Below are 23329 nucleotides of genomic sequence, written 5' to 3'. Positions count from 1 at the left end.
TAACCCACTATACAAAGAAATGCCGTCTGAAAACCTTTCAGACGGCATTTGTCGGCATTCATTTGAAGCCCATTTTTCCCGATGTTCCCAATGCCCCCGCCATGCCGATGCACAAAGGCAGCAGCAGGGACAGCGGCGCGTAGGTCAGTTCTAATACGAACACAATGGCGGTCAGCGGCATTTTGAGCGATACGCCGAGAAACACCGCCGCTCCGACGACTGCCGCGCTTTCAGACGGCATTTCGGGGAAGACGCTGTTCCACGCGGCGGCGGCAGCAAAAGAAATGGTGCTGCCGAGCATCATCGACGGCGTAATCAGTCCGCCGTATGCACCGGCGGCAAGTGCCATCAAAACAACCAGCCATTTGACGGCGGTCAGCTCAAGGCTGTGTTGCCAGTCGGTCAAACCGCCAAAGGTCAGTTGGTTGCCTGCTTTGCCGTTGCCCAAAATTTCGGGAAACCAAACGGAAATCACGCCGATGAGTGCAAACATACAGACTGCCAAGGGAATGATTTTGGCATTGTCGCGTTTAATGAAGGGGAACTTTTGGGCGGTACGCTGGAAAAAGACGGCGGCTGCGCCCAATATCGAGCCGATGACGGCGGAAAACCAAAGAAATGAAGTGTTTACGGCAAGGTTGGTGGGATGATATTGCTGCACGTCGCCCAAGCCGATGCGTGCGACGGCGGTGGCGATGACGGAAGTCAGCAATGCGGCGACGACGGCTTGCTGCGTCCACACACCCAACATCGCTTCGAGGATAAACAGCGTGGAGGCGAGCGGCACGTTATACACCGCCGCCAAGCCCGCGCCCGAGGCGCACGCAATCAGCAGCCGCATTTCGCCTTCGTCCAACCCCAAGCGTTTGCCGCCTGCGGAAGCAAACGCGGCAGTCATTTCGCGCGGCGCGACTTCCCGTCCGAGCGGCGAACCGAGTCCGACCGTTATGATTTGCAGCAGAACATGGAAAACCGTCGTCAGAAACGGCAGCCCCTGCAACGGCTGTTTCAAGGCGGCTTTGATTTCGATTTGCGGCTTGCCGAAACGTTTGAGCAGCCACCAGCCGACTCCTGCGACCGCGCCGCACAGCGTCAGCACGGCAACGCGCCGCATACCGGAAGCCTGTGCCACGCCTTCGCGGAACGAAGTGTACACGCCGTCCGCGCCATAACCGTAGGCGGTATGCTGTATGAAGTGCATCAGTTCCGTCAGCACAATGCCGACCAGACCGCCGATAACGCCCGCTGCTGCCAGGGCAAACCAAAGTTTTCTGCGTCCCACTGTCGTTCCTGCCGTTCAAATGCCGTCTGAAAACCTTTCAGACGGCATCCGTTTCCTATCCGCCTACCTGAACAGGCCGCGTACACGCTCCAAACCGCCGAAGTTGATACAGGCATCGGCGGCTGCCTGCGCTTTCGGTTTGGCACGGTAAGCCACGCCCACGCCCGCTTCTTTGAGCATCGGAATATCGTTCGCACCGTCGCCCATCGCTAACACCTGATGCGGCTGCAATCCGAGGCGGCTGCGGTATTCGCGCAATAAATCCGCCTTTGCCTGCGCGTCGATGATTCTGCCTTTCAGACGGCCGGTCAGCCTGCCGTTTTCAATTTCCAAAACATTGGCGTGCTGGTATTCGAAGCCGAGGCGTTGTTGCAGCCTTTCGGTAAAAAACGTGAAGCCGCCCGACACCAGTAGGAATTTCACATCGTGCCTTTTGCATTCGTCCAACAAAAATTCCGCACCGGGCGAGAGCTTCAAAACGTTTTCATAAACATCCGCCAAAACCCGTTCGTCCAATCCCGCCAACAGCGCAACGCGGCTGCGTAAAGACTGTTCGAAATCGAGTTCGCCGCGCATCGAACGCCCGGTAATTTCCGCTACTTTGTCTTTTAAACCCACGCCTGCTGCAATTTCATCGACGCATTCGATGGTAATCAGCGTCGAATCCATATCGCTGACAATCAAACCGAGTTCGTCGAAATCCATATCCGGCAACACGGCGTGGTCGATTTGACGGCTGCCAAGCAACGCCGCGTCTTTTTCGCTTAAAGAAAACCCTTCTTCAACGATAAAACGCATACGCTTTTCATCGGCGCAATCAGATTCGGGCAGGCGTGAGGGGAAGTCGGAAGGCAGGGCTGCGACGGAGGGAAATTGGAGGACGAGGGCTTGCGGCATAACGGCGGCTCAAAAAATGCGGATTATATAGTGAAACGGCAAAGAATGTTACGGCGGGCGGGACTGCAATCGGAAAATGACTTCAAACGCAAACGGCAGTATGTGTCGGACAACACGGGGAAATGCCGCAACTATTGCCAGCCTGATGAAAATTCGTTATAAGGGGATTATCTAAAATATATTAACATTTGAAGTGAATCGGCTTTAAACCGGTACGGCGTTGCTCCGCCCTACCCTGATTTAAATTTAACCCACGATACATATAAACAACCTGAAAAAGGATTCAGAGATGAAAATCGGTATCCCACGCGAGTCATTATCCGGCGAAACCCGCGTCGCCTGCACGCCCGCCACCGTCGCCCTGCTGGGCAAACTGGGCTTTGAAACCGTTGTCGAAAGCGGCGCAGGTTTGGCGGCAAGTTTGGACGATGCCGCTTACCAAACAGCAGGCGCGACCGTTGCCGACAAAGCCACGGTTTGGGCCTGCCCTTTGATTTATAAGGTCAACGCGCCGTCCGAAGGCGAGCTGCCGCTGCTCAAAGAAGGGCAAACTATCGTCAGCTTCCTGTGGCCGCGCCAAAACGAGGCTTTGGTCGAAGCCTTGCGCGCCAAGAAAGTGAACGCGCTGGCGATGGACATGGTGCCCCGCATTTCGCGCGCGCAGGCTTTGGACGCTTTGTCTTCGATGGCAAACATCAGCGGCTACCGCGCCGTGATTGAAGCCGCCAACGCCTTCGGCCGTTTCTTCACCGGTCAAATTACTGCCGCAGGCAAAGTGCCGCCCGCGCAGGTGTTGGTAATCGGTGCCGGTGTGGCGGGTTTGGCGGCGATCGGTACGGCAAACTCGCTCGGCGCAGTGGTGCGCGCATTCGATACCCGCTTGGAAGTGGCGGAACAAATCGAATCGATGGGCGGCAAGTTTCTGAAACTCGACTTCCCGCAAGAATCGGGCGGCAGCGGCGACGGCTATGCCAAAGTGATGAGCGACGAATTTATCGCCGCCGAGATGAAGCTCTTTGCCGAGCAAGCGAAAGAAGTGGACATCATCATCACCACCGCCGCCATTCCGGGCAAACCCGCACCCAAGCTGATTACCAAAGAAATGGTGGAAAGCATGAAATCCGGCTCCGTCATCGTCGATTTGGCGGCGGCGACGGGCGGCAACTGCGAACTCACCCGCCCGGGCGAATTGTCCGTAACCGGCAACGGCGTGAAAATCATCGGCTACACCGACATGGCAAACCGCCTTGCCGGACAGTCTTCCCAGCTTTACGCCACCAACTTGGTCAACCTGACCAAGCTGTTAAGCCCGAACAAAGACGGCGAAATCACGCTGGACTTCGAAGACGTGATTATCCGCAACATGACCGTTACCCGCGACGGCGAAATCACCTTCCCGCCTCCGCCGATTCAGGTTTCCGCCCAGCCGCAGCAAACGCCGTCTGAAAAAGCCGCGCCTGCCGCCAAGCCCGAGCCGAAACCCGTTCCCCTGTGGAAGAAACTCGCGCCCGCCGTCATCGCCGCCGTATTGGTGCTTTGGGTCGGCGCGGTCGCACCCGCAGCATTCCTGAACCACTTTATCGTCTTCGTCCTCGCCTGCGTCATCGGCTACTATGTCGTTTGGAACGTCAGCCACTCGCTGCACACACCGCTGATGTCGGTAACCAACGCCATCTCCGGCATCATCGTCGTCGGCGCGCTGCTGCAAATCAGCCAAGGCAACGGTTTCGTGACCCTGCTTGCCTTCATCGCCATCCTAATTGCCAGCATCAATATCTTCGGCGGCTTCTTTGTAACGCGCCGCATGTTGAATATGTTTAGGAAAGGATAAAGCATGACTTTTGCCTATTGGTGCATCCTGATTGCCTGCTTATTGCCGCTTTTTTGTGCAGCGTATGCCAAAAAAGCGGGCGGATTCCAGTTTAAAGACAACCACAATCCGCGCGATTTTCTGGCACATACGCAAGGCACAGCCGCCCGTGCCCACGCCGCGCAGCAAAACGGTTTTGAAGTCTTTGCACCGTTTGCCGCCGCCGTTTTGACGGCACACGCAACCGGCAATGCGGCGCAATCGACCATCAACACGCTTGCGGGCCTGTTCATCCTGTTCCGCCTCGCCTTTATCTGGTGCTATATCGCAGACAAAGCAGCATTGCGCTCGCTGATGTGGGCGGGCGGATTTGTCTGCACCGTCGGGCTGTTTGTCGTGGCTGCTTGAAACAGATGCCGTCTGAAAACACGAACGTCAATTTTTCAGACGGCATTGAAAACAAATCATCGAAAATCGGAGAATTTCTATGTCTTCAGGACTCGTAACAGCGGCGTATATCGTTGCCGCAATTTTATTCATCTTCTCACTGGCGGGGCTGTCCAAGCAGGAAACCGCCAAGCAGGGCTGTTATTCCGGTATCGCCGGTATGGCGGTCGCCCTCTTCGTAACGGTCTTTTCCGACAATACCCACGGATTAGGCTGGATCATCATCGCCATGCTCATCGGCGCGGCAATCGGCATCTACAAAGCCAAAAAAGTAGAAATGACCGAAATGCCCGAACTGATTGCGCTCTTGCACAGCTTCGTCGGCTTGGCGGCGGTTTTGGTCGGCTTCAACAGCTATATCGAGCCGGACAACGTTTCGCCTGATATGCACACCATCCACCTGGTCGAAGTCTATTTGGGCATTTTCATCGGCGCGGTAACCTTTACCGGCTCGCTGGTCGCATTCGGCAAACTCAACGGCAAAATCAGCAGCAGCCCACTGCAACTGCCCGCCAAACACAAGCTCAACGCACTGGCACTTGGCGTATCGTTTGTGTTGCTGCTCGTATTTGTCGGCATTGACGGCAGCGGCTTCATCCTGCTGATTATGACCCTGATTGCCCTCGCATTCGGCTGGCACTTGGTTGCCTCCATCGGCGGCGCGGATATGCCCGTGGTCGTGTCCATGCTCAACTCCTACTCCGGCTGGGCGGCCGCAGCGGCAGGCTTCATGCTCTCCAACGACCTGCTCATCGTTACCGGCGCACTGGTCGGCTCAAGCGGCGCGATTCTGTCCTACATTATGTGCAAAGCCATGAATCGATCGTTTGTTTCCGTGATTGCCGGCGGTTTCGGCAGCGACAGCGGCACATCATCTTCCGGCAGCCAAGAGATAGGGGAATACCGCGAAGTCAAAGCCGCCGATGTTGCCGAAATGCTGAAAGGCGCAAACAGCGTCATTATCACCCCGGGCTACGGTATGGCAGTCGCACAAGCGCAATACCCCGTTGCCGAAATCACCGAGCTTTTGCGTAAAAATGGCACCGAAGTACGCTTCGGCATCCACCCCGTCGCCGGCCGCCTGCCCGGTCATATGAACGTACTGCTCGCCGAAGCCAAAGTCCCCTACGACATCGTTTTGGAAATGGACGAAATCAACGACGACTTCCCCGAAACCGATGTGGTCTTGGTGATTGGTGCGAACGATACCGTCAATCCTGCCGCCCAAACCGACCCGAACAGCCCGATTGCGGGTATGCCCGTGTTGGAAGTGTGGAAGGCAAAAGAAGTCGTCGTCTTCAAACGCTCGATGAATACCGGCTACGCAGGTGTACAAAACCCACTGTTCTTCAACGAAAACAGCGTGATGTGTTTCGGAGATGCGAAGAAAACCGTAGATGACATTCTGTCCGAACTGAAAAAATAATCCGCATGGCGCAATGCCGTCTGAAACCCGGGAACACGGGTTTCAGACGGCATTTTGCGCTATTTTGCGAAGGTAGGAATGGTGGTGGAGAGATTCCTGTTTTTTAATAGGCTGTATTTTAATATATTGTTGATAGGCGTATTTGGTTTCAATGTATTCAACAGGATAGGTTTCTTCCTAACCGAAAAAATAATTGTTTTTTCCCTTGTAAATAATTGAAATCAACAGATTACTAAAACACAACCTTTTAATAACACTGTAACTTTGAAATTCGTTATTCCCGCAAAAACAGAAAGTCAAAAACAGAAACCTGAAATCTCGTCATTCCCGCGTAGGCGGTAAGGACGGTTTAAAAGTTATCCAAAATCTCAAAAAAACTGAAACCGAACAAATCGGATTCCCACTTTCGTGGGAATGACGGGATTTTAGGATGAAGATGGCGGGAGCCGGCGGGCCGAAGCCCGCCCTGCGCAACTGTTTTTGCGGGAATAACGATATGGGTATTTTCTGTTTTCATCCGCGATAAATGCCGTCTGAAGCCTGTTTGGCGTTTCAGACGGCATCGGGCTTTTTGTGCATTTGCCACAAAACGGATTGGTATAGTGGATTAAATTTAAACCAGTACGGCGTTACCTCGCCTTAGCTCAAAGAGAACGATTCTCTAAAGGTGCTGAAGCACCAAGTGAATCGGTTCCGTACTATCTGTACTGTCTGCGGCTTCGTCGCCTTGTCCTGATTTTTGTTAATCCACTATATTTGCTTGCGGCAAGATGAAAACGGTGCGGGATGTTTTGGGAAACCAATGCCGTCTGAAGGGCTTTCAGACGGCATTTGTTGCGCCGTGCCGTTTAACGCGCCAGCGGTTCGGTGCGTTTGATCAGCCACGCTTTTGCCGCGCCTTCGGTCAGCGGCTCGAGGCGGCGGCGGACTTCGGCGTGGTAGCGGTTGACCCAGTCGACTTCGCCGTCGGTCATCAGGGCGGTGTCCATCAGGCGGGTGTCGATGGGGCAGAGGGTCAGGGTTTCGAAGTAGAGGAAGCTGCCGAACTCGGTTTCCTGGGGGTTGGCGACGGCTTGGTTGGCGGCGAGGTTTTCAATGCGGATGCCCCATTTTCCCGGGCGGTAGAGTCCGGGTTCGATGGACGTTACCATCCCTTTTTTCATCGCGGTTTCGGGCGTGGCGGGGGCGGCGAAGGCGATGCGTTGCGGGCCTTCGTGGACGTTGAGGAAATAGCCTACACCGTGGCCGGTGCCGTGACCGTAGTCGCATTGCGCCTGCCACAGGGGTTTGCGACAAATCGCGTCGATCAGCGGTGAGGGGATGTTTTCTGGGAACACGGCTTCGGCAAGTGCGATATGAGCTTTGAGGACGAGCGTGTTGTCGCGTTTTTGTTCGGTACTCGGCGTGCCGACGGGGACGACGCGGGTAATGTCGGTTGTGCCGCCTTTGTATTGCGCACCGGAGTCGATGAGCAGCAGCCCGTTGCCGCTGATGGTGCTATGGCTTTCGGGTGTCGCGCTGTAATGCGGCAGGGCGCCGTTGGCGTTGAAGCCTGCGATGGTGTCGAAACTCAATGAAATGAAGCCCGGTCGCGCGCTGCGGTGGCGGTAGAGCATGGTGTCCACGTCGATTTCGGTCAGACTGCCACCGTTGTCGATGATGTCTTCAAACTCGGCGAAGAAACCGCACAACGCCGCGCCGTCTTGTTCCATCGCTTCGCGGATGTGGGCGATGTCGGCTTCGGATTTGCAGGATTTGAACAGCGTGGACGGGTTGGTGCTTTCAATCAGGCGCACGCTTTCGGGCAGGCGCACGAGCGTGCTGACGGCGGTTTTGTTCGGCTCAATGAGCAGCGCGCCGCCGATTTGCGCGAGTTTGTCGGCAACTTGGGCATAAGGTTCGACCGTGATGCCTGCGGTTTGCAGCGCGGCGGCGGCTTCGGCGTTCAGACGGCATTGTTCGGTAAACAGGACGGCATTGTCTTTGCCAATCAGCAGGAAGGACACGAAAACAGGGTTGAAAGGCACATCGCTGCCGCGCAGGTTGGTCAGCCAGGCGATGTCGTCAAGCGAGGAAACCAAGTGGTAATCCGCACCTTTTTCCGCCATAACTGCGCGCACGCGGGCGAGTTTCTCGGCGGCGGTTTCGGAGACGTAGGCGGGGTCGTGGATGAACACAGTTTCGGCGGGGATAGCGGGACGGCTTGTCCACACTTGGTCAAGCAGGTTGTCGGGGTGTTCGATGCGGATGTTTTTGGCGGTCAGGGATTGCGCCAAAGTGCGTTTGCTGGTGAGCGACACCATATCGGAAGGGATGCCGACGGCGGCGTTTTCGGGCAGGTTTGCCGCGAGCCATTCGTTGTACGGCGGCACTTGACCGCTTTTTTGCAGCTCAATGCCGCTGCCCGCAAGCTGTTTGGCGGCTTGTTCCCAATAGCGGCTGTCCACCCATACGCCCGCTTCATCGGCGGTAACGACGAATGTGCCGACCGAGCCGGTAAAGCCCGACAATTCGCGCCGCGCCTGCCAATGCTCGGGCAGGTATTCGGACAGGTGGGGGTCGGCGGAAGGGATGACGAGTGCGTCCAAGCCTTGCGCCTTCATGGCTTCACACAATGCGGACAAGTAATTCGATACGGTATTCATGAACGGATTCTCCAGAGAAAGTGTAAGGTTTCAGACGGCATGGCGGCGTACCGGCTGGGGAAACGTAACCATCTTATCAAATCGTTTGCCGACTGCAAAACGCGTTTGGGAATTTGAAAGTATATTTTGTACGGTAAAAAGCGATGCAAGGCTATTTGTTGTAAACTTTCAGGCATAAAATGCCATATTGCATGTTTTTCTGAAAATAATTGGGAAAAATCAGGAATATTAGGGTGTAAAGTTTCAATAAGCCGGTTTGGCGTGTATTTAGATTACGTTAAAATACGCATTTTTATATCAGCAATACGGAAAAATCATGTCCGAACAACATATTTCGACTTGGAAAAGTAAAATCAATGCATTGGGTCCGGGTATTATGATGGCATCGGCGGCAGTCGGCGGTTCGCACCTGATTGCCTCCACACAGGCAGGTGCGCTTTACGGCTGGCAGCTCGCGTTGATTATCGTCCTAACCAACCTCTTCAAATACCCGTTTTTCCGCTTCAGCGCGCATTACACGCTGGATACGGGTAAAAGCCTGATTGAAGGTTATGCGGAGAAAAGCCGCATCTACCTGTGGGTCTTTTTGATTTTGTGTATTGCTGCCGCGACGATTAACGCGGGTGCGGTTGCCATTGTAACTGCCGCCATCGTTAAAATGGCGATTCCCTCGCTGACACTGGGTATCGGCGCAATCTCCGCGCTGATTATGGCTTCCTGCCTGATTATCCTGGCGAGCGGACGCTACAAGGCTTTGGACAATGTTTCCAAAATCATCATCGTCAGCCTGACGGTTGCCACGGTTGCCGCCGCCGGTATCGCCATGTCGCGCGGTATGCAGATGAAACCCGATTTTATCGAGCCGACACCGTGGACGCTGGCCGGTTTGGGCTTCCTGATCGCGCTGATGGGCTGGATGCCTGCGCCGATTGAAATTTCCGCCATCAATTCTTTGTGGGTTACGGAGAAACAGCGCCTCCAACCTTCCTCTTATCATGACGGGATTTTTGATTTCAACGTCGGTTACATCACCAGTGCCGTGCTTGCCGTCGTCTTCCTTGCCCTGGGTGCGTACGTGCAATACGGCAACGGTGAAGAAGTGCAGATGGCCGGCGGCAAATATATCGGACAACTGATCAATATGTATGCGGTAACCATCGGCGACTGGTCGCGTCCGCTGGTGGCGTTTATCGCTTTTGCCTGCATGTACGGTACGACGATTACCGTTGTTGACGGTTATGCACGCGCCATTGCGGAACCTGTGCGCCTGCTGCGCGGCAGTGAGAAAACCGGCAACGCCGAACTCTTTGCCTGGAATATTTGGGTGGCGGGCAGCGGTTTGGCGGTGATTTTCTGGTTTGACGGCGTAATGGCGAATCTGCTCAAATTTGCCATGATTGCCGCCTTTGTGTCCGCCCCTGTGTTCGCATGGCTCAACTACCGTCTGGTCAAAGGAGACAAACGGCACAAGCTTACCGCCGGTATGAATTTCCTTGCCATTGTCGGCTTGCTCTACCTGACCGGATTTGCCGTTTTGTTCCTGTTGAACCTTAGCGGACTTTTGGCATAGGTTTCAAAATCTGAATGCCGTCTGTAATATTTTCAGACGGCATTGCCCTTTCCTAGAAAAAAACACCGACATCGCGTAAAATATGCGCAAATTTTGTGATTCAATCAGGTCGTCTGAAACAGACTGCGCCTGATTTATTTTTTCGGAAAACCCTATGAGCGAACAAAACCATCCGCAAACCGAGCCGCAGTTGGACGAAAACCAAATCATCGCCCTGCGCCGTGAAAAACTGCACAACATCCGCCAACAGCGCAACGCCTACCCTAACGATTTCAAACGCGACAGCTTTGCCGCCGATTTGCACGCCCAATACGGCGAAATCGGCAAAGAAGAACTCGACCCGCAAGGCATTCCCGTCAAAATTGCCGGCCGCATGATGCTCAAACGTCAAATGGGCAAAGCCAGCTTCGCCACCATTCAAGACGTTACCGGTCAAATCCAGCTTTATCTGAACAACAAAGGCGTGAGTCAGGAAGTTTTGGACGATTTCAACCATTGGGACTTGGGCGATATCGTCGGCGCGGAAGGTACTTTGTTCAAAACCAACCACGGCGAATTGACCGTGCGCGTGTCCGACATCCGCCTGCTGTCCAAATCCCTGCGCCCGCTGCCCGACAAACACAAAGGCTTGAGCGATCAGGAAACCAAATACCGCCAACGCTACGTTGATTTGATTGCCAACGAAGAATCGCGCAATACCTTTATCAAACGCAGCCAAATCATCCAGTCCGTGCGTAATTTTATGGTGGGCGAGCATTATCTCGAAGTCGAAACCCCGATGATGCACCCGATTCCCGGCGGCGCGACGGCGAAACCCTTCGTTACCCATCACAATGCTTTGGACATCCCGCTCTACCTGCGTATCGCGCCCGAGCTGTATCTGAAACGCCTGGTGGTCGGCGGTTTGGAACGCGTGTTCGAGATCAACCGCAGCTTCCGCAACGAAGGTATGTCCGTGCGCCACAACCCCGAATTTACGATGATTGAATTTTACGAAGCCTTCTCCGATTACGAACGTATGATGCAGATGGCGGAAGACATCATCCGCAACGCATCGCGCACGATAAACGGTACGGCAAACATCACTTACAACGGCAAAGAAGTCGATTTGGAAAGCCCGTTCGAGCGTCTGACCATCCTCGAAGCCATCAAAAAATACAATCCGCACTACACCGACGAGCAGTTGAACGATGCGGAATGGCTGAAAAAAGAAATCGTCAAACACGGCGAAAGCCTGCCGCCGTCTCCCGGCATCGGCAGCCTGCAACTCTCCCTGTTTGAAGGTTGTGCCGAGGGCAAATTGTGGAACCCGACCTTTATCGTCGATTACCCGGTTGAGGTTTCCCCGTTGGCACGCGCTTCCGATACCAAACAAGGTCTGACCGAACGTTTCGAATTGTTCGTTGTCGGCCGCGAGCTGGCAAACGGCTATTCCGAGTTGAACGATCCGGAAGACCAAGCCGAACGCTTCAAAGCGCAAGTGGCGCAAAAAGACGCGGGCGACGACGAAGCGATGCACTACGATGCCGACTACATCCGCGCGATGGAATTCGGTTTGCCGCCGACCGGCGGTTGCGGTATCGGCATCGACCGCCTGGTGATGCTGCTGACCGATTCGCAAACCATCCGCGACGTGATTCTGTTTCCGCAGATGCGTCCCGAGTAATCATAAAAACAGTTGAAATAGAAATGCCGTCTGAACCCGATTGGATTCAGACGGCATTTTGTATGGCAGGATTTATTCGCTTTCCAACTGACCGACCCATTCGGACAAGGCCGACAGGCGTTGTTCGGATTTCGCCACGAACGGGTTTTCGGTATCCCACGCGTAGCCTGCCAAAATCGAAGAAAGCATACGGCTGATTTCCGGGCTGCGGTCGGGCGCGTACACGACGTTTTGGAAGCGGAAATCGTACCAGCCGTCCACATAGGTGCGGAATGTGTCCACGCCGATCATCAAGGGTTCGGCAAACTCAGTATCCCAATCCGCCGTGCCGCCTTCAAGCTGCTTCGCCAATAAATCGGCAGCCAGTTTGGCGGAGTGCAGCGCGATGGTTACGCCCGACGAGAACACGGGATCGAGGAACTCGGCAGCATTGCCCAACAGCGCGAAATGCCTGCCGTGCAGCGATTTGACGTTGGCGGAATAGCCTTGGATGGAGCGGAACGGAAAATCGTTTTCCCAAACGGCTTTATCCAGAATTTCATTCAGCATCGGGCATTCGTAAACAAATTTTTTCAACACCGTTTCCGATTCGCCGACAAGTTTGTCGGGCGTGCCGACCACGCCGACGGAACAGCGGTTGTCGCCGAAGGGAATCAGCCAAATCCACACGTCGCGGTGTTGCGGATGGGTGGTAATCAGGATTTTGTTGCGGTCGAATTTCGGGTTGGTGATGTTGTCGTCGATGTGCGTGAAATGCGCTTGGCGCGGCGGCAGGTGCGAGGGCGTTTCCAAATCCAGCAGGCGCGGCAGCACGCGTCCGTAACCGCTTGCGTCCAAGACGAATTTCGCGGTCAGTTCATAGCTCTCGCCGGTGTCGGTTTCGATGTTCAAGCGGGCAAAATCGCCGCTGTTGTCGAACGCGGTTACGCCGTGCCCGAAACGTACTTCAACGCCTTGTTTGGCGGCTTCGTTAATTAGGATTTTGTCGAACACGGCGCGGCGCACTTGATAAGTCGTGCCGGGGCCGTCTGAAAATTTATCGGTAAAATCAAATTCGGTATAACGGCTGCCCCACGAAAACGCCGCGCCGTTTTTCAACTGAAAGCCGGGCTCGGCGCGCACGGCATCGGTAAATCCGGCTTCTTCCAGCATTTCCATACAGTGCGGCAGCAGGCTTTCGCCGATGACGAAGCGCGGAAAGTGCTGTTTTTCCAACACGCAGACTTGATAACCTTTTTTGCGGAGCAGGGCGGATGCGACCGAGCCTGCCGGACCTGCGCCGATTACGGCGACATCGAATTGGGTGGACATTGGGAAATCCTGATGGTTTGAGTGGAAAAGGAAATGATATTGTACAGACAGCAAATGCCGTCTGAAACTGTTTGCGGAAGAAATTTATCCGGTATGGGCGGTTGCGCCCAATGCGTCAGTCCGGTTTGAAAAATGCCGTCTGAAACGGGAATGTTCAGACGGCATTTGATTTTCAGGACTATTTTACGCCGTAACGCGGTTGGAGCAGGGCGCACGTCCGGTGTTCCCGGCGGCTTCGGCGGCTGCGTCCGGCAATTTTTCCGCAGGCCGCGCCCGCATCGTTTGCCGCATTTTCCGGCCGGGTGTTTTTTTCGCGTTGCGCTTTGGCGGATTCGTAGCGGTTGCGTTGTCTCGGTTCGCTTGTTTCGGTTTTTTCCGGTTTTGAGCCTTCCTGTTCCCACCATCGGGGCTCAAAGCCTTCGATGCGTTCGATGAGCAGCTTGTTGCCGGTCAGTTCTTTAATGGCTTCAAACATTTTCTGTTCGGATTCGTCCATCAGGGAAATCGCCACGCCGTCCGCGCCCGCGCGCCCCGTGCGCCCGATGCGGTGGACGTAGTCTTCGGGCTGGGCGGGCATTTCGTAATTGATGACGAAGGGCAGTTCGGCAATGTCCAGCCCCCGCGCGGCGATGTCGGTGGCGACGAGGACGCGCAGGCTGCCGTCTTTGAAGGCGTTGAGCGTTTCGAGCCGGCTTTGTTGGGAACGGTCGCCGTGTATCGCCTGTGCGGACAGGTTGCGGCGCACCAGTTCGCGCGTTACGCGGTCGACGCTTTGTTTGGTTTTGCAAAAGACGATAACCTGGTTCATATGCAGATCGACAATCAGCCGTTCGAGCAGGTTGCGCTTTTGGAAGGTATCGACGGCGATGATGTGCTGCTCGACGTTGGCGTTGGTGGTGTTTTGCGCGGCGACTTCGACGGTTTCGGGCGCGTTCATGAAGTCTTGCGCCAGTTTGCGTATCGGGGCGGAGAAGGTGGCGGAAAAGAGCAGGGTTTGGCGTTGGCGGGGCAGCATCTGCATGATTTTGCGGATGTCGTCGATAAAACCCATATCCAGCATACGGTCGGCTTCGTCCAAAACGACGATTTCGACTTTGTTCAAATGGATGTTTTTCTGTTTCACGTGGTCGAGCAGCCGTCCGACGGTGGCGACGACGATTTCGCAGCCGGCGCGCAAATCGGCGGTCTGTTTGTCCATATTCATACCGCCGAACAAGACGGTATGCCGCAGCGGCAGATTTTTAATGTAGCCCTGCACGTTTTGGTCGATTTGGTCGGCAAGTTCGCGCGTGGGGGTGAGGACGAGCATACGCACGGGGTGCATCGCGGGCGAGGTGCTGGCGGTGGCGTAACGTTTGAGGCGTTCGAGCGAGGGCAGCATAAAGGCGGCGGTTTTGCCCGTGCCGGTTTGGGCGGCGGCAAGCAGGTCGTGTCCGGCCAGCGCCTTCGGAATGGCTGCGGCCTGAATGGGGGTCGGGGTTTCATAGCCTTGAAGCGCGAGTGCGGAAACCAGTTCCGTACCCAGGCCTAAAGAGGAAAATGGGTTGCTCATAATTGTAGTCTTTCTTTCAGACCTTATGCCGTCTGAAGCGGGAAACTGATAGGATGGGGAAAGTATAGTGGATTAACAAAAATCAGGACAAGGCGACGAAGCCGCAGACAGTACAAATAGTACGGAACCGATTCTCTAAGGTACTTCAGCACCTTAGAGAATCGTTCTCTTTGAGCTAAGGCGAGGCAACGCCGTACTGGTTTTTGTTAATCCACTATAAACTGCCTTCCTGTAAGTGGCGGGGCAGGGAATCTGTGTGCGGATTATGCCATAAAACGGTGTCTGCCCCAATCGCGGATGCAGGCAGAGATTGGAAATTTTGCTTAAAAAATGTACAATGTCGCACTTTTTTGGAACGCGGACCCATTATGCACATCGGCGGCTATTTTATCGACAACCCCATCGCACTTGCGCCGATGGCAGGCATTACCGACAAGCCGTTCCGCCGCCTTTGCCGGGCGTTTGGCGCAGGTTGGGCGGTGTGCGAAATGCTGACCAGCGACCCGACGCTCAGAAATACCAAAAAGACCCTGCACCGCAGCGATTTTGCCGATGAAGGCGGCATCGTTGCCGTGCAGATTGCCGGCAGCGATCCGCAGCAGATGGCTGATGCCGCGCGTTACAACGTCAGCCTCGGGGCGCAGCTTATCGACATCAATATGGGCTGTCCCGCCAAGAAAGTGTGCAACGTCCAAGCCGGCAGCGCGCTGATGCAGAACGAGCCGCTGGTTGCCGCCATTTTGGAGGCGGTGGTCAAAGCGGCGGGTGTACCCGTTACCCTCAAAACCCGTTTGGGCTGGCACGACGACCACAAAAACCTGCCCGTTATCGCCAAAATCGCCGAAGATTGCGGCATCGCCGCCCTTGCCGTCCACGGACGCACGCGTACGCAAATGTACAAAGGCGAAGCGCGTTACGAACTCATCGCCGAAACCAAATGCCGTCTGAACATCCCGGTCTGGGTCAACGGCGACATTACCTCGCCGCAAAAAGCCCAAACCGTCCTCAAACAAACCGCCGCAGACGGCATCATGATAGGGCGCGGCGCGCAAGGCAGGCCGTGGTTCTTCCGCGATTTGAAACATTATGCCGAACACGGTGTTTTGCCGCCTGCCTTGAGTTTGGCAGAATGCACCGCCACTATTTTGAACCACATCCGCGCCATGCACGCGTTTTATGGTGAGACCGCCGGTGTGCGCATCGCACGCAAACACATAGGCTGGTACATCGGCGAAATGCCCGACGGCGAGCAGACGCGCCGCGACATCAACCGATTGGACAGTGCGGCGGCGCAATACGACACACTTGCCGGTTATCTTGAAAGAGTTGCCGAAAAAACCGACGGTTGGGCGTGCGCCTACCGCCAAAATGCCGTCTGAACACCCGATTATCCTTTTGAAAGCGCGATTATGCCCCATACCCTTCCCGATATTTCCCAATGTATCAGACAAAATTTGGAACAATATTTCAAAGATCTGAACGGTACCGAACCTTGCGGCGTGTACGATATGGTCTTGCATCAGGTGGAAAAACCGCTGCTGGTGTGCGTGATGGGGCAATGCGGCGGCAACCAGTCCAAAGCATCCGTGATGCTGGGGCTGAACCGCAATACCCTGCGTAAGAAGCTGATTCAACACGGTTTGTTGTGAATATGGCTGCAAGCGTCCGTATCTTGGGCATCGACCCGGGCAGCCGTGTAACGGGTTTCGGCATCATCGATGTCAGGGGGCGCGATCATTCTTACGTCGCCTCCGGCTGCATCAAAACGCCTGCCGATGCGCCTCTGGCAGACAGGATTGCCGTGATTGTGCGGCATATCGGCGAAGTCGTTGCCGTTTACAAGCCGCAACAGGCGGCGGTGGAACAGGTGTTCGTCAACGTCAATCCGGCATCGACGCTGATGCTGGGGCAGGCTAGGGGCGCGGCATTGGCGGCATTGGTCAGCCATAAGCTGCCCGTTTCGGAATACACCGCCTTGCAGGTCAAACAGGCGGTGGTCGGCAAGGGTAAGGCAGCGAAAGAACAGGTGCAGCATATGGTGGTGCAGATGCTCGGCTTATCGGGAACGCCGCAGGCGGATGCGGCGGATGGTCTTGCCGTCGCGCTGACCCACGCCTTACGCAACCACGGGCTTGCCGCCAAACTCAATCCTTCGGGGATGCAGGTCAAGCGCGGCAGGTTTCAATAGTTTCAGACGGCATTTGTATTTTGCCGCCTGAAAAGAAAATGTGTATCGAGATGAAATTTATATTTTTTGTACTGTATGTTTTGCAGTTTCTGCCGTTTGCGCTGCTGCACAAACTTGCTGATCTGACAGGCTTGCTCGCCTACCTTTTGGTCAAACCCCGCCGCCGTATCGGCGAAATCAATTTGGCAAAATGCTTTCCCGAGTGGGACGGAAAAAAGCGTAAAACCGTGTTGAAACAGCATTTCAAACATATGGCGAAACTGATGTTGGAATACGGTTTATATTGGTACGCGCCCGCCGGGCGTTTGAAATCACTGGTGCGCTACCGCAACAAACATTATTTGGACGACGCTCTGGCGGCAGGGGAAAAAGTCATTATCCTGTACCCGCACTTTACCGCGTTCGAGATGGCGGTGTACGCGCTTAATCAGGATGTACCGCTGATCAGTATGTATTCCCACCAAAAAAACAAGATATTGGACGAACAGATTTTGAAAGGCCGCAACCGCTATCACAACGTCTTCCTCATCGGGCGCACCGAAGGGCTGCGCGCCCTCGTCAAACAGTTCCGCAAAAGCAGCGCGCCGTTTCTGTATCTGCCCGATCAGGATTTCGGACGCAACGATTCGGTTTTTGTGGATTTTTTCGGTATTCAGACGGCAACGATTACCGGATTGAGCCGCATTGCCGCGCTTGCAAATGCAAAAGTGATACCCGCCATCCCTGTCCGCGAGGCGGACAATACGGTTACATTGCAATTCTACCCGGCTTGGAAATCCTTTCCGGGTGAAGACGCGAAAGCCGACGCGCAACGTATGAACCGCTTTATCGAGGAACGCGTGCGCGAACATCCCGAGCAGTATTTTTGGCTGCACAAGCGTTTCAAAACTCGACCGGAAGGCAGCCCCGATTTTTACTGACTACGTAAAATTACAAAACATATCAGGCGTTTCGAGTTGAAATTCCTGATTGTTTTTTTAAATGCGAAATGGCAGATTATATGAACAGATTTCATTTGATAATCGCTGCTATTTAAGTATCTCAAAAACAATATTTTTAAGACTTGGTCGGGAAATTCGAAGCAGGTTTTGGAAGAAATACCGCAAGCCCATGAATATATGCAGACAATCTAGTTAATATATTAAAATTAATTTTCTTTAAAAACATAGCGTTGTAAATAAATATTTAATATATGCCTTTCATATTAACTTTGATATTTGACATTTTATGCTTAAATTTAAATATAAATCAAAATTAAATTTATATTTATTAAAATATAAAAAATAAAAATTCATATATCTAATATTTTCAGCAATTTTATAAAATTAATGTTTTGACATTTATATTGTAAAAAATGCTTGGCAAAGCGTAGAAAATGGCGTACATTTCGCTACATGGAATTACATGACAGGCAGGAAATGCCGTCTGAAAGGATTTTCCGGTCAGTCTTGCGATTGGTCGGGGGTTTCATCGGAAACGGTGAAACGAAAGTTTGCCGGCGTAGAGTTGAGCTACGCGGGCAAAGCCGCAGGCGAAAGCCTGTATTGTTTGTGAAGCGTAAATCTCTGATTTGAGGTATTGGGGCAATCCTGTGGGGGGTTGCCTCTTTTTTTATCCGCCTTTTAATGACACAATAGGCGCATCCGTTTTAAATACAAGGTGCTGTCATGACCACGATTTTGGCTTTCGATATTGAAACCGTACCTGATGTCCAGGGTATCCGAACATTGTACGAGCTGCCGTCCTCGCTGCCCGACGATGAAGTGGTGCTGTTTGCCCAGCAAAAACGCCGTGCTCAGACGGGCGGCGATTTTATGCAGCATCATCTTCATCAGGTTGTGGCGATTTCGTGCTGCATGCGTTGGGGGCAGGATAAAGTACATGTCGGCACCATCGGCGAGATGGATGACGGCGAGGAAGTGGTCATTGCTAAATTTTTCGAATTGATTGAAAAACATACGCCGCAACTGGTCAGTTGGAACGGCGGCGGTTTCGATCTGCCCGTACTGCATTACCGCTCCCTGATATACGGCATCAACGCCGCGCGCTATTGGGATATGGGCGACGGCGATTTCGGCGACAGCCGCGATTTCAAGTGGAACAACTACATCAGCCGTTATCACCAACGCCACTGCGATTTGATGGATTTGCTCGCGCTTTACCAGCCGAGGGCGAATGTGCCGCTGGACGATATGGCGAAACTGTGCGGTTTTCCGGGTAAATTGGGTATGGACGGCAGCAAGGTCTGGGAGGCGTTCCACGCGGGCAGGCTGAAGGAAATCCGCAATTATTGCGAAACCGATGCGGTAAATACCTATCTGATGTACCTGCGTTTCTGTTTGGTCAGCGGAAGATTCGACGCGGACGAATACGAAATGGAAATCAAGCGGATCAGAAACTATCTTTCCGTCCAAACAGAAGATAAACCGCATTGGGCAGAATTTGTCCAAGCGTGGAAATAGAAAAACTGCTGTCCGAAGGCGGTGCGCTTGTGCCTCCGTTTCGGTTTCAGACGGCATATGGTGGATTAAATTCAAACTGGTACAGCCCATACTATCCGTACTGTCTGCGGCTTCGTCGCCTTGTCCTGATTTTTGTTAATCCGCTTTAAAAGCTGTATCCGTGCCGTCTGAAACCGGTTTTCCTTATCAAACCAAACAATATTGAAAGAAAAAAATGAGCAAAACCGTCCGTTATCTGAAAGATTACCAAACGCCTGCCTACCGCATCCTCGAAACCGACCTGCATTTCGATATTGCCGAACCGCAAACCGTCGTGAAATCCCGTTTGACGGTCGAGCCGCAGAGGGTGGGGGAGCCACTGGTGTTGGACGGTTCGGCGAAACTCTTGTCCGTCAAAATCAACGGGGCGGCGGCGGATTATGTGTTGGAAGGTGAGACGCTGACGATTGCAGGCGTGCCATCCGAACGCTTCACCGTCGAAGTGGAAACCGAAATTCTGCCGGCGGAAAACAAATCGCTGATGGGGCTGTATGCTTCCGGCGGCAATCTGTTTACCCAGTGCGAGCCGGAGGGCTTCCGCAAAATCACGTTTTACATCGACCGTCCTGATGTGATGTCCAAGTTCACGACCACCATCGTCGCGGACAAAAAACGCTATCCCGTTTTGCTTTCCAACGGCAACAAAATCGACGGCGGCGGGTTTTCAGACGGCCGCCATTGGGTGAAATGGGAAGACCCGTTTGCCAAACCGAGTTATCTGTTTGCTTTGGTCGCGGGCGATTTGGCGGTCACGGAAGACCGTTTCACCACCATGAGCGGCAGAAACGTCAAAATCGAGTTTTACACCACCGAGGCGGACAAGCCCAAGGTCGGCTTTGCCGTGGAATCGTTGAAAAACGCGATAAAGTGGGACGAAACGCGCTTCGGCTTGGAATACGACTTGGATATTTTCATGGTCGTCGCCGTGGGCGATTTCAATATGGGCGCGATGGAAAACAAGGGTTTGAACATCTTTAACACCAAGTTCGTCCTCGCCGACAGCCGCACCGCCACCGATACTGATTTCGAAGGCATCGAATCTGTGGTCGGACACGAATATTTCCACAACTGGACGGGCAACCGCGTGACCTGCCGCGACTGGTTCCAGCTTTCGTTGAAGGAAGGGCTGACCGTGTTCCGCGACCAAGAATTTTCCGGCGACCGCGCCAGCCGCGCCGTACGCCGCATCGAAAACATCCGCCTTTTGCGCCAGCACCAGTTCCCCGAAGACGCAGGCCCGACGGCGCATCCGGTGCGCCCCGCCAGCTATGAGGAGATGAACAATTTCTACACCATGACCGTTTATGAAAAAGGCGCGGAAGTGGTGCGGATGTATCACACCCTGCTCGGCGAAGAGGGCTTCCAAAAAGGCATGAAGCTCTATTTCCAACGCCACGACGGCCAGGCCGTGACCTGCGACGATTTCCGCGCGGCGATGGCGGACGCGAACGGCATCAATCTCGACCAGTTCGCCTTGTGGTACAGTCAGGCAGGCACGCCCGTTTTGGAAGCGGAAGGCCGTCTGAAAAACAATATTTTCGAGTTGACCGTCAAACAAACCGTGCCGCCCACGCCCGATATGGCGGATAAACAGCCGATGATGATTCCCGTCAAAATCGGGCTGCTGAACCGCAACGGCGAAGCGGTGGCATTTGATTATCAGGGCAAACGCGCGACCGAAGCCGTGTTGCTGCTGACCGAAGCCGAACAGACCTTCCCGCTCGAAGGCGTAACCGAAGCCGTCGTTCCCTCACTGCTGCGCGGGTTCAGCGCGCCGGTACATCTGAACTATCCGTACAGCGACGACGACCTGCTGCTCCTGCTCGCCCACGACAGCGACGCCTTCACGCGCTGGGAAGCCGCCCAAACGCTCTACCGCCGCGCCGTCGCCGCCAACCTTGCCGCGCTTTCAGACGGCGTCGAGTTGCCGAAACATGAAAAACTGCTTGCCGCCGTCGAAAAAGTCATTTCAGACGACCTCTTGGACAACGCCTTCAAAGCCCTGCTTTTGGGCGTGCCGTCTGAAGCCGAATTGTGGGACGGCACGGAAAACATCGACCCGCTGCGCTACCATCAGGCGCGCGAAGCCTTGTTGGATACAATCGCCGTCCGCTTCCTGCCGAAATGGCACGAATTGAACCGTCAGGCGGCGAAGCAGGAAAACCAAAACTACGAGTACAGCCCCGAAGCCGCCGGCTGGCGCACGTTGCGCAATGTCTGCCGCGCCTTCGTCCTGCGCGCCGACCCCGCGCACATCGAAACCGTTGCCGAAAAATACGGCGAAATGGCGCAAAACATGACCCACGAATGGGGCATCCTGTCCGCCGTCAACGGTAACGAAAGCGATACGCGCAACCGTCTGCTGGCGCAGTTTGCCGACAAGTTTTCAGACGACGCGCTGGTGATGGACAAATATTTCGCCCTCGTCGGCTCAAGCCGCCGCAGCGACACCCTGCAACAGGTTCAAACCGCCTTGCAGCATCCGAAGTTCAGCCTCGAAAACCCCAACAAAGCCCGCTCGCTCATCGGCAGCTTCAGCCGCAACGTCCCGCATTTCCACGCAGAAGACGGCAGCGGCTACCGCTTCATCGCCGACAAAGTCATCGAAATCGACCGTTTTAACCCGCAGGTCGCCGCCCGCCTAGTGCAGGCGTTCAACCTCTGCAACAAGCTCGAACCGCACCGCAAAAACTTGGTGAAACAAGCATTGCAGCGCATTCGGGCGCAGGAAGGATTGTCGAAAGACGTGGGTGAAATCGTCGGCAAGATTTTGGATTGAGGCCGTCAAACAGAAAAAACAATGCTGTCTGAAACGATATTCGGCTTTCAGACGGCATTTTCGCTCCTTTTGTTTACAAAATCTTAAAATCCCTTACACTCAAACCCGTTCAAAACAAAACAAATATCCCGTCAACACACGCCGCAAAGGAGGATAAACCGTGAAACCGCTACGCAGACTGACAAACCTCCTTGCCGCCTGCGCCGTAGCGGCGGCCGCACTCATACAGCCCGCCCTCGCCGCAGAATTGGCGCAAGACCCGTTCATCAGGCAGAATATCGATCGGACAAATTTCGAACCAGGCGGCAAATACCACCTCTTCGGCGACCCGCGCGGCAGCGTTTCCGACCGCACCGGTCAAATCAACGTCATCCAAGACTATACCCACCAGATGGGCAACCTGCTCATCCAGCAGGCGGCAATCCAAGACAATCTTGGTTACACCGTCCGCTTTTCCGGACACGGATACGAAGAACACGCCCCCTTCGACAACCACGCCGGCCACAGCGCAAGCAAAGAAAAAGGCAACGTTGACGAAGGCTTTACCGTGTACCGGCTCAACTGGGAAGGACACGAACACCATCCTGCCGATGCCTACGACGGGCCCAAAGGCATCAATTACCCCAAACCTACGAGCGCACGAGACGAATACACCTATCACGTCAACGGCACAGCACGCAGTATCAAACTCAATCCGACCGACACCCGCAGCATCCGGCAACGCATATCCGACAACTACAACAATCTCGGCAGCAATTTCTCTGACCGCGCCGATGAAGCCAACAGAAAAATGTTCGAGCACAATGCCAAGCTCGACCGCTGGGGCAACAGCATGGAGTTTATCAACGGCGTCGCCGCCGGCGCGCTCAACCCCTTTATCAGCGCGGGCGAAGCCTTGGGCATAGGCGACATACTGTACGGAACAGGCTATGCCATAGACAAAGCCGCGATGCGCAACATCGCCCCCTTGCCCGCCGAGGGCAAATTCGCCGCCATCGGCGGCTTGGGCAGCGTGGCGGGCTTTGAAAAGAATACGCGCGAAGCCGTTGACCGGTGGATACAGGAAAATCCCAATGCCGCCGAAACCGTCGAAGCCGTCTTCAACGTTGCCGCAGCAGCCAAAGTCGCAAAGTTGGCAAAGGCGGCAAAACCGGGGAAAGCTGCGGTTAGCAGGGATTTTTCTAAATCCTACACCTGCTCCTTCCACGGCAGCACCTTGGTCAAAACGGCAGACGGCTACAAAGCCATCGCCCAT

Annotated in this window: 17 protein-coding genes and 1 pseudogene; 13 read left to right on the top strand and 5 right to left on the bottom strand. The window is 54.4% G+C overall.

The window, feature by feature from the left end; genetic code table 11:
* Positions 1–58: 58 nt before the first annotated feature.
* Positions 59–1282, bottom strand: coding sequence for a chloride channel protein (locus Q3O12_RS04570; protein ID WP_301669551.1), 1224 nt, complete (start codon positions 1280–1282; stop codon positions 59–61).
* A gap of 63 nt (positions 1283–1345) precedes the next feature.
* The gene (serB, locus tag Q3O12_RS04565; protein WP_301669550.1) at positions 1346–2179 is read right to left on the bottom strand and encodes a phosphoserine phosphatase SerB; all 834 of its coding nucleotides are present in this window, start codon (positions 2177–2179) and stop codon (positions 1346–1348) included.
* 289 nt (positions 2180–2468) lie between these two features.
* Here serB and Q3O12_RS04560 point away from each other — a divergent pair, with 289 nt between their 5' ends.
* From Q3O12_RS04560 to pntB, 3 genes are all read left to right on the top strand, one after another.
* Entirely contained in the window at positions 2469–4010 is a 1542-nt protein-coding gene (locus tag Q3O12_RS04560; protein WP_301669549.1) for a Re/Si-specific NAD(P)(+) transhydrogenase subunit alpha, read from the top strand.
* A 3-nt stretch (positions 4011–4013) separates the two neighbouring features.
* A complete protein-coding gene (locus Q3O12_RS04555) occupies positions 4014–4397 on the top strand; it encodes an MAPEG family protein (protein WP_301669548.1) in 384 nt (127 codons plus the stop codon).
* 79 nt (positions 4398–4476) lie between these two features.
* Positions 4477–5862 carry a Re/Si-specific NAD(P)(+) transhydrogenase subunit beta gene (pntB, locus tag Q3O12_RS04550; protein WP_301669547.1) on the top strand — a complete coding sequence of 462 codons (1386 nt, stop codon included), beginning with the start codon at positions 4477–4479 and terminating at the stop codon, positions 5860–5862.
* 848 nt (positions 5863–6710) lie between these two features.
* Here the strand turns inward: pntB and Q3O12_RS04545 are convergent.
* Entirely contained in the window at positions 6711–8507 is a 1797-nt protein-coding gene (locus Q3O12_RS04545; protein ID WP_301669546.1) for an aminopeptidase P family protein, read from the bottom strand.
* 316 nt (positions 8508–8823) lie between these two features.
* On the opposite strand from Q3O12_RS04545, the gene Q3O12_RS04540 reads away from it, so the two are divergent.
* Positions 8824–10077, top strand: a complete 1254-nt coding sequence (locus Q3O12_RS04540; RefSeq protein ID WP_025457551.1) for an NRAMP family divalent metal transporter — start codon at positions 8824–8826, stop codon at positions 10075–10077.
* Positions 10078–10231: 154 nt separating this feature from the next.
* Positions 10232–11743: a lysine--tRNA ligase gene (gene lysS / locus Q3O12_RS04535; protein ID WP_301669545.1), complete on the top strand. Its 1512-nt coding sequence runs from the start codon at positions 10232–10234 to the stop codon at positions 11741–11743.
* 72 nt (positions 11744–11815) lie between these two features.
* Here the strand turns inward: lysS and Q3O12_RS04530 are convergent, their stop codons facing one another.
* Both Q3O12_RS04530 and Q3O12_RS04525 read right to left on the bottom strand, forming a co-directional pair.
* Positions 11816–13054 (bottom strand): NAD(P)/FAD-dependent oxidoreductase, encoded by a 1239-nt coding sequence (locus Q3O12_RS04530; protein ID WP_301669544.1) that lies wholly within the window; start codon positions 13052–13054, stop codon positions 11816–11818.
* A 178-nt stretch (positions 13055–13232) separates the two neighbouring features.
* Entirely contained in the window at positions 13233–14606 is a 1374-nt protein-coding gene (locus tag Q3O12_RS04525) for a DEAD/DEAH box helicase (RefSeq protein WP_004467465.1), read from the bottom strand.
* A gap of 368 nt (positions 14607–14974) precedes the next feature.
* Here Q3O12_RS04525 and dusB point away from each other — a divergent pair, with 368 nt between their 5' ends.
* From dusB to mafB, 8 genes and pseudogenes are all read left to right on the top strand, one after another.
* Positions 14975–15985, top strand: coding sequence for a tRNA dihydrouridine synthase DusB (gene dusB / locus Q3O12_RS04520; protein WP_301669616.1), 1011 nt, complete (start codon positions 14975–14977; stop codon positions 15983–15985).
* A 30-nt stretch (positions 15986–16015) separates the two neighbouring features.
* Positions 16016–16255 carry a Fis family transcriptional regulator gene (locus Q3O12_RS04515; protein ID WP_003711291.1) on the top strand — a complete coding sequence of 80 codons (240 nt, stop codon included), beginning with the start codon at positions 16016–16018 and terminating at the stop codon, positions 16253–16255.
* A 2-nt stretch (positions 16256–16257) separates the two neighbouring features.
* On the top strand, positions 16258–16794 hold the full coding sequence (gene ruvC, locus Q3O12_RS04510) for a crossover junction endodeoxyribonuclease RuvC (protein ID WP_301669543.1): 537 nt from the start codon (positions 16258–16260) through the stop codon (positions 16792–16794).
* A gap of 50 nt (positions 16795–16844) precedes the next feature.
* A complete protein-coding gene (locus tag Q3O12_RS04505; RefSeq protein WP_301669542.1) occupies positions 16845–17714 on the top strand; it encodes a lipid A biosynthesis lauroyl acyltransferase in 870 nt (289 codons plus the stop codon).
* 484 nt (positions 17715–18198) lie between these two features.
* Positions 18199–18348, top strand: coding sequence for a hypothetical protein (locus Q3O12_RS04500; protein WP_002213096.1), 150 nt, complete (start codon positions 18199–18201; stop codon positions 18346–18348).
* A 113-nt stretch (positions 18349–18461) separates the two neighbouring features.
* Positions 18462–19256, top strand: a complete 795-nt coding sequence (locus Q3O12_RS04495) for a 3'-5' exonuclease (protein WP_301669541.1) — start codon at positions 18462–18464, stop codon at positions 19254–19256.
* A gap of 214 nt (positions 19257–19470) precedes the next feature.
* On the top strand, positions 19471–22074 hold the full coding sequence (gene pepN, locus Q3O12_RS04490) for an aminopeptidase N (protein ID WP_301669540.1): 2604 nt from the start codon (positions 19471–19473) through the stop codon (positions 22072–22074).
* Between the two features lie 160 nt (positions 22075–22234).
* Positions 22235–23329 (top strand): annotated as a pseudogene (gene mafB, locus Q3O12_RS04485) (polymorphic toxin MafB class 1); the annotation flags it as partial.

The sequence above is a fragment of the Neisseria benedictiae genome (genome assembly GCF_958267435.1).
Lineage (GTDB): Bacteria > Pseudomonadota > Gammaproteobacteria > Burkholderiales > Neisseriaceae > Neisseria > Neisseria bergeri.
Note: the sequence above shows the minus strand (reverse complement) of the source record. Positions and strands in the feature narration are given on the sequence as shown.

Coding starts and splice junctions, on each gene's coding strand:
- serB (WP_301669550.1), bottom strand. CDS start 2,179: ATGCCGCAAGCCCTCGTCCTCCAATTTCCCTCCGTCGCAGCCCTGCCT.
- Q3O12_RS04560 (WP_301669549.1), top strand. CDS start 2,469: ATGAAAATCGGTATCCCACGCGAGTCATTATCCGGCGAAACCCGCGTC.
- Q3O12_RS04555 (WP_301669548.1), top strand. CDS start 4,014: ATGACTTTTGCCTATTGGTGCATCCTGATTGCCTGCTTATTGCCGCTT.
- pntB (WP_301669547.1), top strand. CDS start 4,477: ATGTCTTCAGGACTCGTAACAGCGGCGTATATCGTTGCCGCAATTTTA.
- Q3O12_RS04545 (WP_301669546.1), bottom strand. CDS start 8,507: ATGAATACCGTATCGAATTACTTGTCCGCATTGTGTGAAGCCATGAAG.
- Q3O12_RS04540 (WP_025457551.1), top strand. CDS start 8,824: ATGTCCGAACAACATATTTCGACTTGGAAAAGTAAAATCAATGCATTG.
- lysS (WP_301669545.1), top strand. CDS start 10,232: ATGAGCGAACAAAACCATCCGCAAACCGAGCCGCAGTTGGACGAAAAC.
- Q3O12_RS04530 (WP_301669544.1), bottom strand. CDS start 13,054: ATGTCCACCCAATTCGATGTCGCCGTAATCGGCGCAGGTCCGGCAGGC.
- Q3O12_RS04525 (WP_004467465.1), bottom strand. CDS start 14,606: ATGAGCAACCCATTTTCCTCTTTAGGCCTGGGTACGGAACTGGTTTCC.
- dusB (WP_301669616.1), top strand. CDS start 14,975: ATGCACATCGGCGGCTATTTTATCGACAACCCCATCGCACTTGCGCCG.
- Q3O12_RS04515 (WP_003711291.1), top strand. CDS start 16,016: ATGCCCCATACCCTTCCCGATATTTCCCAATGTATCAGACAAAATTTG.
- ruvC (WP_301669543.1), top strand. CDS start 16,258: ATGGCTGCAAGCGTCCGTATCTTGGGCATCGACCCGGGCAGCCGTGTA.
- Q3O12_RS04505 (WP_301669542.1), top strand. CDS start 16,845: ATGAAATTTATATTTTTTGTACTGTATGTTTTGCAGTTTCTGCCGTTT.
- Q3O12_RS04500 (WP_002213096.1), top strand. CDS start 18,199: ATGACAGGCAGGAAATGCCGTCTGAAAGGATTTTCCGGTCAGTCTTGC.
- Q3O12_RS04495 (WP_301669541.1), top strand. CDS start 18,462: ATGACCACGATTTTGGCTTTCGATATTGAAACCGTACCTGATGTCCAG.
- pepN (WP_301669540.1), top strand. CDS start 19,471: ATGAGCAAAACCGTCCGTTATCTGAAAGATTACCAAACGCCTGCCTAC.